Source organism: Aquimarina agarilytica ZC1 (assembly GCF_000255455.1).
GTDB classification, from domain to species: Bacteria; Bacteroidota; Bacteroidia; order Flavobacteriales; family Flavobacteriaceae; genus Aquimarina; species Aquimarina agarilytica.
This window is the reverse complement of the sequence record NZ_JH621286.1, coordinates 1-15431: the sequence shown is the minus strand read 5'-3', so window position 1 is coordinate 15431 and position 15431 is coordinate 1. Positions and strand designations below refer to the sequence as shown.

Annotated in this window: 15 protein-coding genes; 9 read left to right on the top strand and 6 right to left on the bottom strand. The window is 30.6% G+C overall.

All coding sequences use genetic code 11. The features are described 5' to 3' along the window. The first annotated feature begins 146 nt into the window (after positions 1–146). Positions 147–2339, top strand: coding sequence for a T9SS type A sorting domain-containing protein (locus KQA_RS19135; RefSeq protein ID WP_010182514.1), 2193 nt, complete (start codon positions 147–149; stop codon positions 2337–2339). Between the two features lie 72 nt (positions 2340–2411). Here the strand turns inward: KQA_RS19135 and thrC are convergent, their stop codons facing one another. The 3 genes from thrC to KQA_RS20585 form a co-directional block, all read right to left on the bottom strand. Continuing rightward, a complete protein-coding gene (gene thrC / locus KQA_RS0215890) occupies positions 2412–3719 on the bottom strand; it encodes a threonine synthase (RefSeq protein ID WP_010182513.1) in 1308 nt (435 codons plus the stop codon). A 75-nt stretch (positions 3720–3794) separates the two neighbouring features. Then, positions 3795–4163 (bottom strand): RidA family protein, encoded by a 369-nt coding sequence (locus KQA_RS0215885; RefSeq protein ID WP_010182512.1) that lies wholly within the window; start codon positions 4161–4163, stop codon positions 3795–3797. A gap of 205 nt (positions 4164–4368) precedes the next feature. Then, a complete protein-coding gene (locus KQA_RS20585; RefSeq protein ID WP_198283131.1) occupies positions 4369–4521 on the bottom strand; it encodes a hypothetical protein in 153 nt (50 codons plus the stop codon). Positions 4522–4693: 172 nt separating this feature from the next. On the opposite strand from KQA_RS20585, the gene modA reads away from it, so the two are divergent. The 3 genes from modA to KQA_RS0215865 are packed head-to-tail and all read left to right on the top strand — an operon-like array spanning position 4694 to position 6928. After that, on the top strand, positions 4694–5533 hold the full coding sequence (modA, locus tag KQA_RS0215875; RefSeq protein WP_010182511.1) for a molybdate ABC transporter substrate-binding protein: 840 nt from the start codon (positions 4694–4696) through the stop codon (positions 5531–5533). After that, a complete protein-coding gene (gene modB / locus KQA_RS0215870; protein WP_010182510.1) occupies positions 5511–6212 on the top strand; it encodes a molybdate ABC transporter permease subunit in 702 nt (233 codons plus the stop codon). Before modA ends, modB begins: the two co-directional genes overlap by 23 nt. Positions 6213–6232: 20 nt before the next feature. Next, on the top strand, positions 6233–6928 hold the full coding sequence (locus KQA_RS0215865; RefSeq protein ID WP_010182509.1) for an ATP-binding cassette domain-containing protein: 696 nt from the start codon (positions 6233–6235) through the stop codon (positions 6926–6928). A 10-nt stretch (positions 6929–6938) separates the two neighbouring features. Here KQA_RS0215865 and KQA_RS0215860 read toward each other — a convergent pair whose 3' ends face one another. The 3 genes from KQA_RS0215860 to KQA_RS0215850 form a co-directional block, all read right to left on the bottom strand. Beyond that, a complete protein-coding gene (locus tag KQA_RS0215860) occupies positions 6939–7367 on the bottom strand; it encodes a hypothetical protein (RefSeq protein ID WP_010182508.1) in 429 nt (142 codons plus the stop codon). A 128-nt stretch (positions 7368–7495) separates the two neighbouring features. Next, on the bottom strand, positions 7496–7975 hold the full coding sequence (locus KQA_RS0215855) for a hypothetical protein (protein WP_010182506.1): 480 nt from the start codon (positions 7973–7975) through the stop codon (positions 7496–7498). A gap of 37 nt (positions 7976–8012) precedes the next feature. Then, positions 8013–8552 carry an RNA polymerase sigma factor gene (locus tag KQA_RS0215850; RefSeq protein ID WP_010182504.1) on the bottom strand — a complete coding sequence of 180 codons (540 nt, stop codon included), beginning with the start codon at positions 8550–8552 and terminating at the stop codon, positions 8013–8015. A gap of 254 nt (positions 8553–8806) precedes the next feature. Between KQA_RS0215850 and KQA_RS20580 the strand changes: the two genes are divergently transcribed. From KQA_RS20580 to KQA_RS0215825, 5 genes are all read left to right on the top strand, one after another. Then, on the top strand, positions 8807–10672 hold the full coding sequence (locus KQA_RS20580) for a hypothetical protein (protein ID WP_010182503.1): 1866 nt from the start codon (positions 8807–8809) through the stop codon (positions 10670–10672). Positions 10673–10794: 122 nt separating this feature from the next. After that, complete coding sequence (locus KQA_RS0215840) at positions 10795–11313, top strand: RNA polymerase sigma factor (RefSeq protein ID WP_010182502.1); 519 nt, start codon at positions 10795–10797, stop codon at positions 11311–11313. A 10-nt stretch (positions 11314–11323) separates the two neighbouring features. Continuing rightward, on the top strand, positions 11324–12241 hold the full coding sequence (locus KQA_RS0215835; protein ID WP_010182501.1) for a FecR family protein: 918 nt from the start codon (positions 11324–11326) through the stop codon (positions 12239–12241). Positions 12242–12294: 53 nt separating this feature from the next. After that, complete coding sequence (locus tag KQA_RS0215830) at positions 12295–14883, top strand: TonB-dependent receptor (RefSeq protein ID WP_010182500.1); 2589 nt, start codon at positions 12295–12297, stop codon at positions 14881–14883. A gap of 61 nt (positions 14884–14944) precedes the next feature. Continuing rightward, entirely contained in the window at positions 14945–15385 is a 441-nt protein-coding gene (locus tag KQA_RS0215825; RefSeq protein ID WP_010182499.1) for a DUF4974 domain-containing protein, read from the top strand. Positions 15386–15431: the final 46 nt, after the last annotated feature.

Sequence of the window (15431 nt, the reverse complement as noted above, 5' to 3'; positions counted from 1 at the left end):
ACTTGCAAAACCGACTGATTAATTTTCAGTCGGTTTTTTTATGCCTTATTTAGGTGTAAAGTGATTTGTACAAGTAATTTACGCATTTGTTATACACTTATTTGGTAACTCTAAATATATTTCGGAAACACAAATCTATACAAGTTATGAAATCTCAATTTTTGATAATAAGCTTTTTAGGGATAGCTCAAATTAATGCTCAAAACCCCATCCAAGCTGAAGTAAATTTAAATACGAAGCATTCCGTACATGGAGTTTCCGAATTTGACAGAAGTAAGTTTATGATACTTCATGCGGATATTGACGACAATGAATGGGATAGCGATGCACAGCGAAAACAATTTTTAGAAGATTACGATGTGTATTTAGGAAGGAATAATGGAGGCATGGTTTGGGAGTTTGATCAGTCATCCGAAGACCCTAATAAAAAAGGTTGGCCAGATGTGAATACACTAAAATCTAAGGGGGAGTCATCAAAAAATAGTTATGCCAAACAAAAAAGCACGCATGATTTTGAAGGTCGTTATGGGAATATGATTTTTGGAGGTCAACCTACACCTATGTACCCTTCGGGGCAACTCACCAGGCCAAGTAAATGTTGTTCTACTTCCGAACCTTGGGCATATAAGGACTATGATGCAGTAGCTGAATATTATGCGAACTATTTGAAGGAGTTTTTTGGAAGCGGTAAAGAAACTGGAAAACCTAGGCCTAAATATGTAGAAGTATTAAACGAACCTTTTGTAAAAGCCAGAAAATTAGGAACAACCAATGCCAATATCACACAAATGCACAAGGTTGTTGCCCAAAGAATAAAGGCACTTAACCCAGATATAAAAGTAGGAGGTTATTCGGCGGCACATCCGGCTTATGAAGATAATAATTTTAATCATTGGCGAAATAATTGGGAGCTGTTTATTAATGAAGCGGGTAATGATATGGATTTCTTTTCATTGCATCTTTATGATTTTTTGGCAGATAGTGGCGAGGAACTACAACGAAAAGGAAGTAATACAGAGGCCATTTTAGATATGGTGGAACAATATAGCTATATAAAATTAGGCAAAGTAAAGCCTTTTAGTATATCGGAATATGGGTGGTTAGGACGTTCACTAAATGGCCCATATAATAAACCGCGCGATTGGTTTAATATAAGGACATTCTCATCAATGATGATGCAATTTATGGAGCGACAAGATCAAATTATTAGTGCGATACCCTTTATGATTCTTAAAGCTAAATGGTGGCAAAACCCAGATAACTATAAATATAGCTATAGACTATTACGTCAAAATAAAGAATTGGAAGGACAAACTGGAGACCAATGGGTTTATACAGATTTCCTTAAATTTTTTGAGCTTTGGTCTACTGTTAAAGGAACACGAGTGGATACTTTTGCCAATGATCCAGATATGTTGATAGATGCCTATGTTAATAAGGATAGGGCTTATGTTATTTTAAGTAATTTGGAGCATCATTCAACTTCAGTAGCATTAAATATTCCGGAATTAAAGGCAAACACAATAGAAGCTATGGTTAACATGAAGCATTTATATGCCGATAAAAATGGAGTTCCAGTGTTAGAAAATAGTGAGCTTAACAGTCCAAAAGAAATTACTATTGGAAAAGAGGGAACTGTAATATTGGAATATCGTTTAAAAAATGAGATTGAATTTACAAATACCTCCAACGAACAAAAAGTATATGCAGAAACTTATCTTAAACCTATAGAAGCAAATAAATCAAATGAATTTGTAATAAAAAATATAACTTTAGGTAGTCAAGGAGAGGCTATATTACGATTAGGTATGGGGCGTGCCCATGGTTTAATGTTGAGCCCACAAATAAAGATGAATGGAGAGGAAATAGCTATGGTTAATGATTGGAAAGGCTATGATCAAAAAAATAGAGATCAATTTTTTGGAGTTATTGAAGTGCCTGTACCGTATAAGCTCATAAAAAAATCCAATGAAATCAACATCACTTTTCCCGATACTGGTGGAATGATATCTAGTTTAAGTCTTCAAGTATTTAATTTTGAAAAACCTATTGATCGCTTAATAGCATCAACTGATCCGCTTAATACGCCCTTATTTGAACCTAATAAAACAACACTAACTTTTTATCCAAATCCTTCAAAAAATAGCATCTCTTTTGAAGGTATAACAAGCAATTCTTTAACAGTAAAGCTTTATGATATTTCAGGAAATTTAGTTTTTACAAAAATAGTTACCAAGAATCAAAAAGAGATTTCTTTGAATACAATTTCAAGTGGGTTATATATGCTTAAATTGAATAGTGGTAAGGACGAAAAAATAAGTAAGTTTATTAAAATATAAAATCATTTATATACATAAAACCCCAAAATAACGCTGTTATTTTGGGGTTTTTATTTTAAAATAGATTAAGAATTAATTCTTGTAATCTGTATCATTTAATAAATAAGATTTCAATTCTTCATATTTTGAAATAGTATCAAAAACTTTATCCTTATCTAAAACTTCTTTGATTTGTTCTGGGATAGCTATTTTAGTATCCAAAGTTTCTTCAACAATATCTAAAAATTTTACAGGATGTGCCGTTTCTAAGAAAATACCATACTCGTTATCCTGTAAACCATGTTTTTCAAGACCTAAATAACCAACCGCACCATGTGGGTCAGCAACGTAACCTGAAGTATGGTTAATTTCTTTCATTGCTTTACGAGTTTCGGAATCACTAAAACTATATGAGGAGAAATCCTTTTTCAAGTCTTCGAAATTATTATCAAATAATTGTTGAATACGGATAAAATTACTAGGATTTCCTACATCCATAGCATTTGAAATTGTTGGAATAGACGCTTTAGGTTCGTAATTCCCAGTTTCCAAGTATTTTACAACGGTATCATTTACATTTACAGAAGCTACAAAATGTTTTACGGGCATTCCCAATTTATGAGCAACTATACCAGCACAAATATTTCCAAAGTTTCCACTTGGTACTGAGAATACTAAATCTTTTCCTAATTTTTTTGTTTCTTTATAAGCGAATAAAAAGTAAAATAATTGTGGTAACCAACGAGCGATATTAATAGAGTTGGCTGATGTTAAGCCTCTTTTTGATGTAATACTTTCATCTAAAAAAGCAGATTTCACCATATCTTGACAATCATCAAAAACACCATCAACTCTAAGCGCTTTAATGTTTTGTCCCAATGTGGTTAATTGTCGTTCTTGAATATCACTAACCTTTCCGTTAGGGTATAAAATAACAACATCAACTCCTTTTACGCCTAAAAACCCACGAGCAACAGCTCCTCCGGTATCACCAGAAGTTGCCACCAATACAGTAACGTGATCATCATTATCACGATTAAAATATTCCAAACAACGAGCCATAAATCGAGCTCCAACATCCTTAAAAGCCATTGTTGGTCCATGGAAAAGCTCTAAAGTACCGATGTTTTCTGTAACTTTTACTACAGGAAAATCAAAACTTAACACATCGGTTAAAATCGATTTTAAATCAGCTTCTGGAATTTCGTCACCTACAAATTGTTGAATTGCAGTATACGCAATTTCAATAGTATCCATAGATTCAATATTCTCAAAAAATGAATCGGGTAGAGCTGTTATTTGTTCAGGAAAATACAAACCTCTGTCAGGTGCCAAACCTTTAACAACGGCTTCGGCAAATGATACATTAGATGCATTTTTATTTAGACTATAAAATTCCATAATTCTAGATGTTGGATTTTTAGAAATTAGATATTAAAAACCAGATGAATCTGGAGGTATTTTCTAAAAACTTATTTATTCAGTAATAACTGCAGTAAATTCTATTTCAATAACAATAGCAGGATCAATTAATTTAGAAATTTCAACCATTGTTGTGACAGGTTTAACATTTCCAAAGTATTTACCATGTACTTCGCCTATTTTTTCCCATTGAGAAATATCCGTAGTAAAAATACGTGTACGTACTACGTCTTTTAAGCTAGCACCATTTTCTTCTAATACTTTTTTAGCCAATTCAATAACACCAGTAGTTTGTTCTTCTAAGGTGTCTCCAGGTGCAGTAGTACCAGAAAGTTCAATAGTGTTTCCAATTCTTACAGCTCTTGAGTAACCGATTTTATCTTCCCAAGGCGATCCAGATGATATGTTTTCTCTTTTAGACATGTCTTCGTTTTCTTATTATAATTCTTGACTTGCATATAAAAATGAGAATATATATAGTGCAAGTTTTTTAAGCCCCCAAAATTACAACTTTTTAAAAATTAGAAAGTATAATTTTCAAATTATTACAATATATAAGAATACCAAACACTATATTTTATAAAAGAATGGAGCTTATGATATAAAAAATCATAAGCTGATGTTGTGATTAATAATTATCGTGGTATAAATTTCGAGTTTTTTGATTTGAGGTATCCACACCAAGCTCTTGAAAAATGCCACAAGAAATTCCTTTTTTTACAAGGCTTTTTTCTACATTTTTTTTAGCTAGTTTTTCTATTTGGGGATTCAAGTATTTCATGAGTTTAAATTTTAATTTGTGTTATACCTATTCTGAAATAATATGCTTGTAATAAAATGTAAAAAGATTTTCTACTATTTCAGAATTGTTATTATTAAATTATAACGCAAAAACTAGACCAATAATTACAGTATATATATGAGGTAAAATAGTATTTTTGAACTGTAGTTATATGAAATCACCCTTTTCAATAAAATTAGTTAACCCGATACTTAATTTACTAAGAATATTTCTAAAAAAAAGAGACGTATCCTGTAAATTATGGGGAGTTATATGGGTATTCAATTTGGTATTTTTTTCGTGTAAAACCAACAATGAAGTACATTTGACTATTGCGGCAGCGTCAAATATGTTATTTGTTTTAAACGAATTAGTTCCCGAATTTGAAAAAGAAACGGGGATATCAACCGATTTAATTACAGCATCTTCGGGGAAATTGACAACCCAAATATTAGCTGGAGCTCCCTTTGATGTTTTTATTTCTGCAAATGCTAAATATCCTAAGCATATTAGGGATACCAATAGTGATTACCAAAAAGCAGTGACCATAGCAAGAGGGAAGTTGATATTAATTTCTACAAAAAAAATAAAAAAACCTTTATCAACAGCCCTTACTTCAACATCAGTAAAAAAAATAGCAATGCCTAACCCTAATATTGCTCCTTATGGGAAAGCAGCTGAGGAATTATTACACAATTGGGGTGTGTATGACCACGTAGTATCTAAATTGATTTATGGGGAAAGTGTGGGACAAACAAATCAATTTATTTCACTGGGAACTGTAGATATTGGCTTTACTGCAAAGTCAACATTATTTTCCAATAAATTAAAAGGGATGAATGAGAATTATGCTGAAATTAGTGATAGCTTGTATCAGGCTTTAGATCATCAATTATTAATAGTGAGTAAAACTAAAGCACAAAAAAATAAGGCCTTACAATTTGCTAGGTTTATACAAACAAAAAAAGCAAGACAAATTCTTTTAAATTATGGTTATGCTCTTCCTGAATAGTTTTAGTTGGGCTCCATTGCTACTTACTGGTAAGTTGGCATTAATAACTACATTAATTTTAGTAGTTATCGGTATTCCATTAAGTTACGCATTAGCATTTTCAAAAAGTAAAATGAAACCAATTTTTGAAGCTTTAGTTGGTATGCCATTAGTATTGCCTCCGACTGTTATTGGTTTTTATTTTTTGTTGCTTTTTTCGCCAGCTTATGGAGTAGGGAAATGGTTGAAAAATAGTTTTGATATACAACTTGTCTTTTCATTTAGTGGATTAGTGATAGCTTCACTAATATATAGTTTACCTTTTATGGTACAACCTATTCAGAATGGATTACAAAGTTTACCTAAAAATTTGCATGAGGCATCTTATGTATTGGGAAAATCTAAATGGCAGACATTGTGGCATGTGTTGCTACCTAATTGTAAAAAAGCGATAGTAACGGGAATGGTACTTACTTTTGCGCATACCATAGGTGAATTTGGAGTGGTACTCATGGTTGGTGGTAGTATTCCTAATAAAACTCAAGTAGCCTCAAGTGTTATTTATGAACAGGTAGAGGCACTAAATTATGACGCTGCTCATCAATATTCGGCAATTTTATTATTGATAAGTTTTGTGATTTTAGTACTAGTGTATTCCTGGTCAAAAAATAATATAGGTTTCCTTAAAAGAACTAATTAGCCCCAATAAAGTTATTGTAAATGATTTCGATAGATATACATAAGCAACTAAAAGGAACGCAAGGTATTTTTAACTTTGAACTAAATGAAACCATTACTGAAGGTGAGTTTATAGGTGTTTATGGGAAATCGGGGATAGGTAAAACAAGCCTACTACGAATGTTATCAGGCTTAGATTCCCCTAGTAAAGGATGTATAAAAGTAGCAGGAACAGTTTGGTATGACAGCTCTAATAAAATAAATATACCTGTTCAAAAACGTAATATTGGATATGTTTTTCAGGAGGATGTGTTGTTTCCCAATATGACGGTGATGCAGAATCTAGGTTTCGCATTGCCTAAAAATAAGACGATAAGCCTATTAGATGAATTAATTGACATTATGGAATTAGAAGCCTTATTAGATTTGAATACACATCAATTATCAGGAGGTCAAAAACAACGTATTTCATTGGCTCGTGCTTTAGTAAAACAACCTCAATTATTATTGTTGGATGAACCTTTATCTGCCCTAGATTACGAAATGCGTCAACGTTTACAACAATACATAAAAAAGGCACATAAAATTTACAAATTAACCACGCTATTGGTAAGTCATGATCCTTGGGAATTATATCAATTAGTTGATAAGGTATGGGAAATATCTAATGGAAAAATTATTAAAAAAGGAGCTCCTAAAATAGTATTACCACTAGATATTTACAGGGGTTTGGAATAAGCCAAACAAGTTATTTATTTTTCATTCTTCTGGCTGCAGCTTTAAATTGTGCTTTTTGTTCCTCGGTGAGTGTGGCTCTAAACTGTTTTTTGCTTTCTTTGGCAGCGATTCGGTTGGACTTAAATACGGCTCTTTGTTCAGTAGTTAATGTTTCACGTAATAATTGCATGCGCTTACGGCGATCCATTGTTTTGTCTTGTAAAATCGATAGTTGCTTTTCGTTTAATAAAGCTTTAAATGTTGCTCTATTTTTTTTCAACAATTCCTTGCGGGCTTTTAGTAATTCTTTTTGTTCTTTAGATAAATTTTTAATGGCTTTTGCTCTAATTTCGGCTTTCATTTTTTTCCCTGGCCTTAATTCAGTTTGTTGGGCAAAAGATATTCCTATATTGAAAAATATACTGGCAATTAGGGTCCATATGAATTGATGTGATTTCATAACTTTATTATTTTGGGGTTAAACATTTTTAGAATATTCTGTATAATTAGACGATTATGGTTCTAAAAGGTTTAACGGAAGTGATTTTTAATTTTGTTTTGTAGGCTTTAACTAATACAAATGCTTCGTTAATCTTCAAAGGCAAGATCTTCAATAAGTAATTCATCAAGGTATTCATCCACTTGTGCATCATCGACAAAAAGGGCGAGCATTTTTGCATCTTTGTCAGTGATTTTGAATTGCTCTTGTACTTTTTGTTTGATCACATTAGTAGTGTCTATAGTTGTAGAAACAATTGTACTAGGTAATGTTTTATTTTTATTGAGGTTGAAAAAAATGAAAAATAAAGCTATTGATGCAGCTGTAAAAAGAGCGTATTTCATTTTTTTAGAAAACAATGAAATTACAGGAGTATTGTTTTTAACATCAATATTTTTAAGAATATCAGATGTTACATTTTCATGATAAGCATCGGGAATATTAAAACCTAATGAGGTATTCTTTTCGGTTAATTTTTCAGTATTTAATTGTTCAAAAAGAGTATTTTGAAATTCATTAAAATAGCCCTCGGGGATAGTAAACCCTTCTTTATTATTGTTATTTTTCATAGTTTTTATTTTTTTTAAATCAAATTGATGTAATTCATTATTGAATTAAAAAACGTTCAATTTTTTTTACAGCATGGTGGTAAGAGGCTTTTAAAGCACCTTCACTTGTGCCAATGATTTCCGAGATTTCTTTAAATTTCAAATCATCATAATATTTCATGACAAAAACTTGTTTTTGTTTTTCGGGTAATTTTAATAATGCTTCTTGAAGTTTAAATTGTATTTGATCTCCTTCAAAGTAAACATCCTCTTTGAGTGCCTCTAAAATTTTAGTATTGATTTCTTCTGAACTTAATTTTAAACGTTTTTGTTTTGCTTTTAAAAAATCAATTGATTCATTATAGGCAATACGATACATCCAAGTATGAATTGAGCTATTCCCTTTAAAGCTATCTATGTTTTTATATATTTTTAAATAAGTGTTTTGAAGCACGTCATTGGCATCTTCATGTATTAAAACTAATTTTCTTATATGCCAGTATAGGCGTTTTTGATAAGTATCAAGTAGCATTTTAAAGGCAATGTTTTTTTGCTTTTTATCTTTTAGTAAAGTAATAAGTGACTGATCTTTTTCCAATTATATTGTTTTAGCTTGCTAATTATTAGACTGTAGATAATAAAAAAGGTTTAATCTGTTAATAAAGATTTGATATCATATTTTAGTAGAAATCAATTTAAATGTTATTCTAAATATTTTTTACGTAAGAGTAGTAAGTTTAAGCATATTATTTTATTCTAATAAAAGTTAAATAAAAAATAGGGTATGTTTAAGTTTTGGTGTTGTTATAATAGGAGGTAATATAGTGATGCGTCATTATAATAGGATATGATATGAAAAAAAATACTTTTTTAAAGCTTTTTATACTTTTTACAATTGCTTTATTTTCTTGTAAAAATGATGATGATGATATTGAACAATTAAGAAATAGTTTAATAATAACACCGGAGCAAGGAGTAAAGGATTTTAAAAAAGTAATTGAAAATATAGAATTTGAACCTAAAAGTGAATTACAAGAGGATGAGTCCTTAACAACATCATTAGTTTCTAATTTAAATAGTATTGAAGGAGAATGGGATGTTGTAGGTGTTAAGGTTAGAAGTGAGGCGAATTTTATTGATGTTGATTTAATAGATACAAGGAATTTATTTTTTCCTGCCGCTGAAGTCTCTTTGGAAAAAGTTAAAAGTTTACTTTTTACAAAAAATACGATAAGCTTATCAAATAAAGGAGAAGAGCCCCTGTATACATTTACTGTAGCCTCCTTTAATGACGGAGAGAATGATATTGAAGGCCTTTATAATATTGATTTAGGAGAAAATGGTCTTACAGAAAGAATAAAAATATCTAAACTTATTTTTTATATTAATACTGATGGATCATTAATAGTTGGTCAAGTATTCAATAGAATTAGACCCCTTATATATTTATTAGAAAAAGTAAAGAAAGAGGAGGAACCAGTAGTAGACCCAGAAGAAGGCGATCCAGAAGAAGAGGAACCAGTAGTAGACCCGGAAGAAAGCGATCCGGAAGAAGAGGAACCAGTAGTAGATCCAGAAGAAGGCGATCCAAATGAAGAGGAACCAGTAGTAGACCCGGAAGAAGGCGATCCAGAAGAAGAGGAACCAGTAGTAGACCCAGGAAAAGAGGAGCCCGTTATGGAGCCTATAGTAATGCCAACTACACCTATGAATCCTGAAGTTACAGGTCCATTTGTACCGCCATCAGGATTAACATGTAGTGACCTGTTTTTGGATTTGAAACCAGGAGTTAATGGTCAAGCTTTGTTAGAGGTACAGCCAAGATCGGAAACTGAAATATCAGAGGGAATAACAAGTATAGTTTGGAAAATTAATGGAAGGACGTTAACCGAATCAGAAGCAAAAGAACTTGTAGTTACTTCAAGGAAATCAACAGAAGATTCTAGTATAATAGTTTATGATTTAGGTATAGGAACACATACTATTGAAGCATTTGTAACTTCTCCAAATATTTGTCCAGATGGTGTAGCTTTAAAAGACACTATTACAATTACAGAAGATTTATTTGAAGGACCTGTAGAAACTCCTGTAGAGGAAGAACCAGTAGTTACACCAGTGGAAGAAACTCCTGTAGAGGAAGCGCCAGTAGTTACACCAGTGGAGGAAAGTCCTGTAGAGGAAGCGCCAGTAGTTACACCAGTGGAAGAAAATCCCGTAGAAGAAGCGCCGGTGGTTACACCAGTAGAGGAAAGTCCAGAAGAAGAGGAAACGCCTAAAGAAGTTATGGATAAAAATGAAAGGATTTTAATTTTTGATTTAGATAAGGTGGCAGGAAGATGGAAAGTTTTGGGTGAAGTTGAAAATTCATCAACTTTAACAATTAATCCATTATCTGGTATAAATGGGGATGATTTATTACTCCCTTCGCCAACAAGGCAACAATTAATAGATGATGCAATACCAGAACCAGTAGGTATAGGAATGGGGATTGATCTTATTGAATTTACAAGTAGTGGTTTAAGGGATTTTTTAACATTATATGCTAAAAGTGAATTAATTGCTAACTATGAAGTAATAGATAATGGCGAAGGATCTTTTAAAGTAGAAATTTCTGAAGGCGTGTTTTCATTATTTACGTTAAGATTAAGTTCCGATGGGAAAATATTAGATATAAAACAATTAGCATCATCAGAGGAATTTAGATTTGAAAAAATGTAAATTTAATAGGGTAAATCAAAGTTTAGGTGTTGTTATAGTGAGTAGGTTTTCTAAAAGAAAAACAGAGTTTAGTAAGTTTTTAATAAATCATCAATTTTTTAATTGATCATAAAGTTAAATTAATGAGTGTAAGTGATATGTCAGTTTGTGAGGAAAAGGTTTTTAAACAAATTTTCGAGCAAAATTCAGGAATAATTAGAAATTTTATTTTTTATAAATGTGGAGATATTGATCAGGCAGAAGATTTAACTCAAGATGCTTTTATAAAATTATGGAACAATTGTAAAAAGATTCCTTTTGATAAGGCAAAATCTTTTGTAATGAAAGTAGCTCAAAATTCTTTTTTTAATAATGTTAGGCATCAAAAGGTGGTTTTGGAATACAATAAAAATGATAACAAAACTGATTGTGATCATCAGAGTCCTGAGTACATTTTAGAAGAAAAAGAATTTTTACTTAAATTAAGTAGATCAATAAGTGAACTTCCCGATAAGGAAAGAGAAGTTTTTTTACTGAGTAGAAAGGATAAGAAGACATACAGAGAAATTGCCGAGATTATTGGAATATCTCAAAAAGGAGTAGAGCGAAGGATGCATTTGGCATTAAAAAAGTTGAAAGAAAAATTAGGTACAAACCTTTAAAATAAATCAGATGGAGGATTTTTTAGCAAAATGGGCTAGTGGCGATTTATCAGAAAATGATAAAAAGGTTTTTGAACAAAATGAAGACAATAAATTATATAAGGATATACTTGAAGGAGTTGAATTACTTGAAGTACCTGAATATGATAGTGATAAATTATACGCTAAGTTAAAAAGTAAAATAGAAGATAATACTACGGCGGATACTGTTAAGTCGAGTAAAGTAGTATCAATTATACCTAAGTGGGTTTATGGAATTGCAGCTTCAGTTATTTTAGTATTTGGACTTACATTATTTTTTAAATCAGAAGTATCTTATTCGTCCGATTATGGTAAACAGTTAAGTTTTAAACTTCCCGATAACTCAGAAGTGTTTTTAAATGCAAATTCCAAATTATCATATGATGAAAAAAAATGGGAAACAAATAGGACATTAAATTTAGAAGGAGAAGCGTTTTTTAAAGTAACTAAAGGATCCAAATTTACTGTAAAAACTAAAAAAGGAAATGTAAGTGTACTTGGAACTCAATTTAATGTGGATACAAATTCAAAAACTGATGTTTTTCAAGTAAATTGTTTTGAAGGAGTAGTAAAAGTAGTGCAAGGCAATATTTCTGAAATTATTAGAAAAGGACAAGCCGTTAGAATTGTGGATAAGCAATTGGAAAAATGGGAATTTAATGAAGCAGCTCCGCTTTGGGTGACAAAAGAAAGTTCATTTTACAACTCGCCAATAAATCAAGTAGTAAAGGCATTAGAAAATCAATATAATATAAAAATCAAAAGTTCAAAAGTAAATGATTCATTGCGATTCACAGGTGTTTTTACACACACAGATTTAAACAAAGCTTTAAAAATAGTATTCGAATCTTTAGATGTGAATTATAAGTTTGAAGGTGAACGTTCGATTATTCTTTTTAACAAATAATTATAATTTTTAACTTTATATAAAATAAAATGAATATACATCGTTAAAAGTAGATGCGGAAAACTATATTAATATTTATTTCCATTCTTAGTTCATGTTGGGCATTTGCTCAACATGAACTAAGCGTTTATGGACATAAGTTTACTGAAGTTTTAAAAGATATAGAAAATAAGCGCAACGTAAAGTTTTCGTATAATCCAGAATGGTTTAGTGACCAGTTAGTTGATTTTAGCTTTAATGATGAATCTGTAGATCAATTATTAAATAAGCTACAGCATCAAGTTCATTTTTCATACAGAAAAATTGATGAACGTTACTTTGTTATAAAAAGATTATCAAAAATTAACATCTGTGGTCAAATTAAAGAAAAAAGGACTAAAAATGATTTAGAAAGGGTATCCATCTATAATGGTAGTAAAACAAAAATAACTAGTTCCGATGAATATGGATATTTTACCTTAGATGGATTAAAAATAAATGACACTGTTATTGTTAATTCCTTAGGGTTTAAGACCATAAAAATACCAATAAATAAATTTTTTAAAGATTGTAGAACGTTTTATTTAGAAGAATTACATGAAACCCTAAATGAAGTGGTTATAAAGGAATATTTATCCTCGAGTATTTCATTAAAAAAAGACGGTATAGTTAGTTTCGATTTAAAAAAACCAGATATACTAGCTGGCCAAGGTGAACCCGATGTTTTGCAAAGTGTACAGTTATTACCAGGGATTGATAGTACCACAGAAAATGCCACGGATCTAATTATTAGAGGAAGTAATCCCGATAAAAATTTAATTCTCTGGGATGGTATAAAGTTGTATAATACAGATCATTTTTTTGGTACTTTAACAAATTTAAATTCTTCAATAATAGATAATGTCTCTATCCATAAAAGTGGCGTTAATGCGCAATATGGGGATAGGGTTTCTGGAGTGATTGATATAAATTTAGATAATGAGGTACCTAATAAAATTGAGTCTAGCCTAGGTTTAAATTTATTGCATAGTGATTTTTCTATAAAAATACCTGTCACCAAAAAAATAGGGGTAATTGCATCTACACGTAGATCTCATGTTGATTTTTATAAGTCTAATGCCTTTACCAATAATTTTAATCGAATTTTTCAAAATTCTAGGGTTAAAATTAATAGGTCTGTATTTGATATAGATACAGATTTAGAGCAAGAACAAACTTTAATCTATGAGGATCATTCGGCAAAATTAGTGTATGATGTTACACCCAAACATAAATTGTCTGGAACAGTACTTTACACTAATAATAAGTATGATGATACCGCTAGTTTTTTAGCTAATAATGCATTTTCGGATAATGGAGTTACTTTTTTTGATTTATTAAGAATAAAAAATTTAGGTGCCTCATTAATTTACAATAGTGAATGGAGTGATAAAATAACGACTAGTGTAACAGCAAAGCATTCAAATTATAGGTTAACATATTTGGGGTATAATTTTAACCCAATCTTTTTATTTCCTTTTGGTTTGGAAAGAGAAAATGGGATTGAAGAATATAGTACTGATTTAAATTTGAAGTATGATATTAATAAATTTTGGAATATTTCAATAGGTTATGAATTATTAAGTGCCCGAATTAAATCTAAATTAGGAAATGAGTTTGGAACTGATTTCGATACAGATCAAAAAAACAAACCTACGCATTCAATGTATAAACAGGTTTTTTTTAATAAAGCTAAATTAGGGAGTGCAAGTTTAGGAGTACGAGTTAATAAATTTGCAAATTTTGATCAATTAAAGTGGGAGCCTAGATTAAGTTTAGAAAAGAATTTAAGTAAGAACTTAAGGCTTAAAACAAGTGCTGAAATTAGAAACCAATCCATAAATAGAATAACAATTTCATCAGGTTTCGATAACGGTGAGGAAAATGAGGTTTGGGTACCGTCCATTCAGGATAGTATTCCTTTATTGAAGAACACACAACTATCTGCGGGTATAATATTTAATAAAAGAAATTGGATTGTAGATATTGATGCCTATTATAAAAAATCCGAAGGATTAATTACTTTACAAAATAGATCAGCAGAGCTATTATTTGATTTTACTCCCGATGAAGGAGAGGGTACGGTAAAAGGAATTGATTTTTTTATAAAAAAGAAAATTAAAAGTTACAGTACTTGGTTAGGCTATACTTATGCTATAAATAAGCAAACATTTGAAAATATTAATGAGGGCAAAACATTCAATGCAGATAATGATATACGGCATTCATTGACTTGGTCACATTTTTTACAATGGAAAAACCTACAGTTTTCATTAGGTTGGAAATATAGGACAGGCATTCCATTTACTGTGATAGAGACATTAGCGTTGAGTTCTGAAGAAAATGATATTGTTGAATCATTTAATGAAGAACGTATACCAGACTACCATAGATTAGATTTTTCGATAACTTATAGTATTGGATTTTTAAAAAATGAAAATAAAAAAAAGGCTAAAATTGGATTATCTATTCAAAATATATATAATCGGAAAAATATATTAAATACTACTTTTTCAAGGCTTGTAGCATCAAAAGATGTTGATGTAGATCTTACAAAACCAGTCGAATTTAGAACAGAATCCTTAGGGATTACACCAAATGTATTTTTAAGATTTAATTTTTAGTGGGGCCATTTAACAGTAGTAATATGAACTTATCAATCATTTTAAAGTGTACTAATTAACTATGATAAGGGGAGTATTTATACTTATAGGTGTTTTTTTTAGTTTTCATGGGGTGTTTGCACAGAAAGTACCCGAAGTTTTAAAGTTTACAGATGAAAATCTTATCACAGTCTTAACTAAGTTAGAAGAAGTTTATAAAGTTAAGTTTTCGTATAACCCTGAAAAGCTAAAGAATGAAACCGTTAGTCTTAATTTAAAACAGCCTAAATTACCACAAATATTAGTTGATTTACAACGACAATTACATTTTAACTTTAAAAAAATTGATGAGCGTTACTACGTAGTAAAACATTTAAATAAAGTATATGTCTGTGGTTATTTAAAGGAGGAGTTACATCAAAAACCTATTGTAGGAGCAAGGATTAGTAACATACAAAAGGATATAAAAAACCATAACAAGTGCCAATGGTTACTTTCAATTAAGTGGTGTAAGTATAAATGATACCCTAAGTATTGAGTCACTCGGTTATAAAGTGAAAAGAATACCA

What these genes read in the sequence shown, in the direction of transcription:
- KQA_RS19135 (WP_010182514.1), top strand. Translation starts at nt 147, where the DNA reads ATGAAATCTCAATTTTTGATAATAAGCTTTTTAGGGATAGCTCAAATT.
- thrC (WP_010182513.1), bottom strand. Translation starts at nt 3,719, where the DNA reads ATGGAATTTTATAGTCTAAATAAAAATGCATCTAATGTATCATTTGCC.
- KQA_RS0215885 (WP_010182512.1), bottom strand. Translation starts at nt 4,163, where the DNA reads ATGTCTAAAAGAGAAAACATATCATCTGGATCGCCTTGGGAAGATAAA.
- KQA_RS20585 (WP_198283131.1), bottom strand. Translation starts at nt 4,521, where the DNA reads ATGAAATACTTGAATCCCCAAATAGAAAAACTAGCTAAAAAAAATGTA.
- modA (WP_010182511.1), top strand. Translation starts at nt 4,694, where the DNA reads ATGAAATCACCCTTTTCAATAAAATTAGTTAACCCGATACTTAATTTA.
- modB (WP_010182510.1), top strand. Translation starts at nt 5,511, where the DNA reads ATGGTTATGCTCTTCCTGAATAGTTTTAGTTGGGCTCCATTGCTACTT.
- KQA_RS0215865 (WP_010182509.1), top strand. Translation starts at nt 6,233, where the DNA reads ATGATTTCGATAGATATACATAAGCAACTAAAAGGAACGCAAGGTATT.
- KQA_RS0215860 (WP_010182508.1), bottom strand. Translation starts at nt 7,367, where the DNA reads ATGAAATCACATCAATTCATATGGACCCTAATTGCCAGTATATTTTTC.
- KQA_RS0215855 (WP_010182506.1), bottom strand. Translation starts at nt 7,975, where the DNA reads ATGAAAAATAACAATAATAAAGAAGGGTTTACTATCCCCGAGGGCTAT.
- KQA_RS20580 (WP_010182503.1), top strand. Translation starts at nt 8,807, where the DNA reads ATGAAAAAAAATACTTTTTTAAAGCTTTTTATACTTTTTACAATTGCT.
- KQA_RS0215840 (WP_010182502.1), top strand. Translation starts at nt 10,795, where the DNA reads ATGAGTGTAAGTGATATGTCAGTTTGTGAGGAAAAGGTTTTTAAACAA.
- KQA_RS0215835 (WP_010182501.1), top strand. Translation starts at nt 11,324, where the DNA reads ATGGAGGATTTTTTAGCAAAATGGGCTAGTGGCGATTTATCAGAAAAT.
- KQA_RS0215830 (WP_010182500.1), top strand. Translation starts at nt 12,295, where the DNA reads ATGCGGAAAACTATATTAATATTTATTTCCATTCTTAGTTCATGTTGG.
- KQA_RS0215825 (WP_010182499.1), top strand. Translation starts at nt 14,945, where the DNA reads ATGATAAGGGGAGTATTTATACTTATAGGTGTTTTTTTTAGTTTTCAT.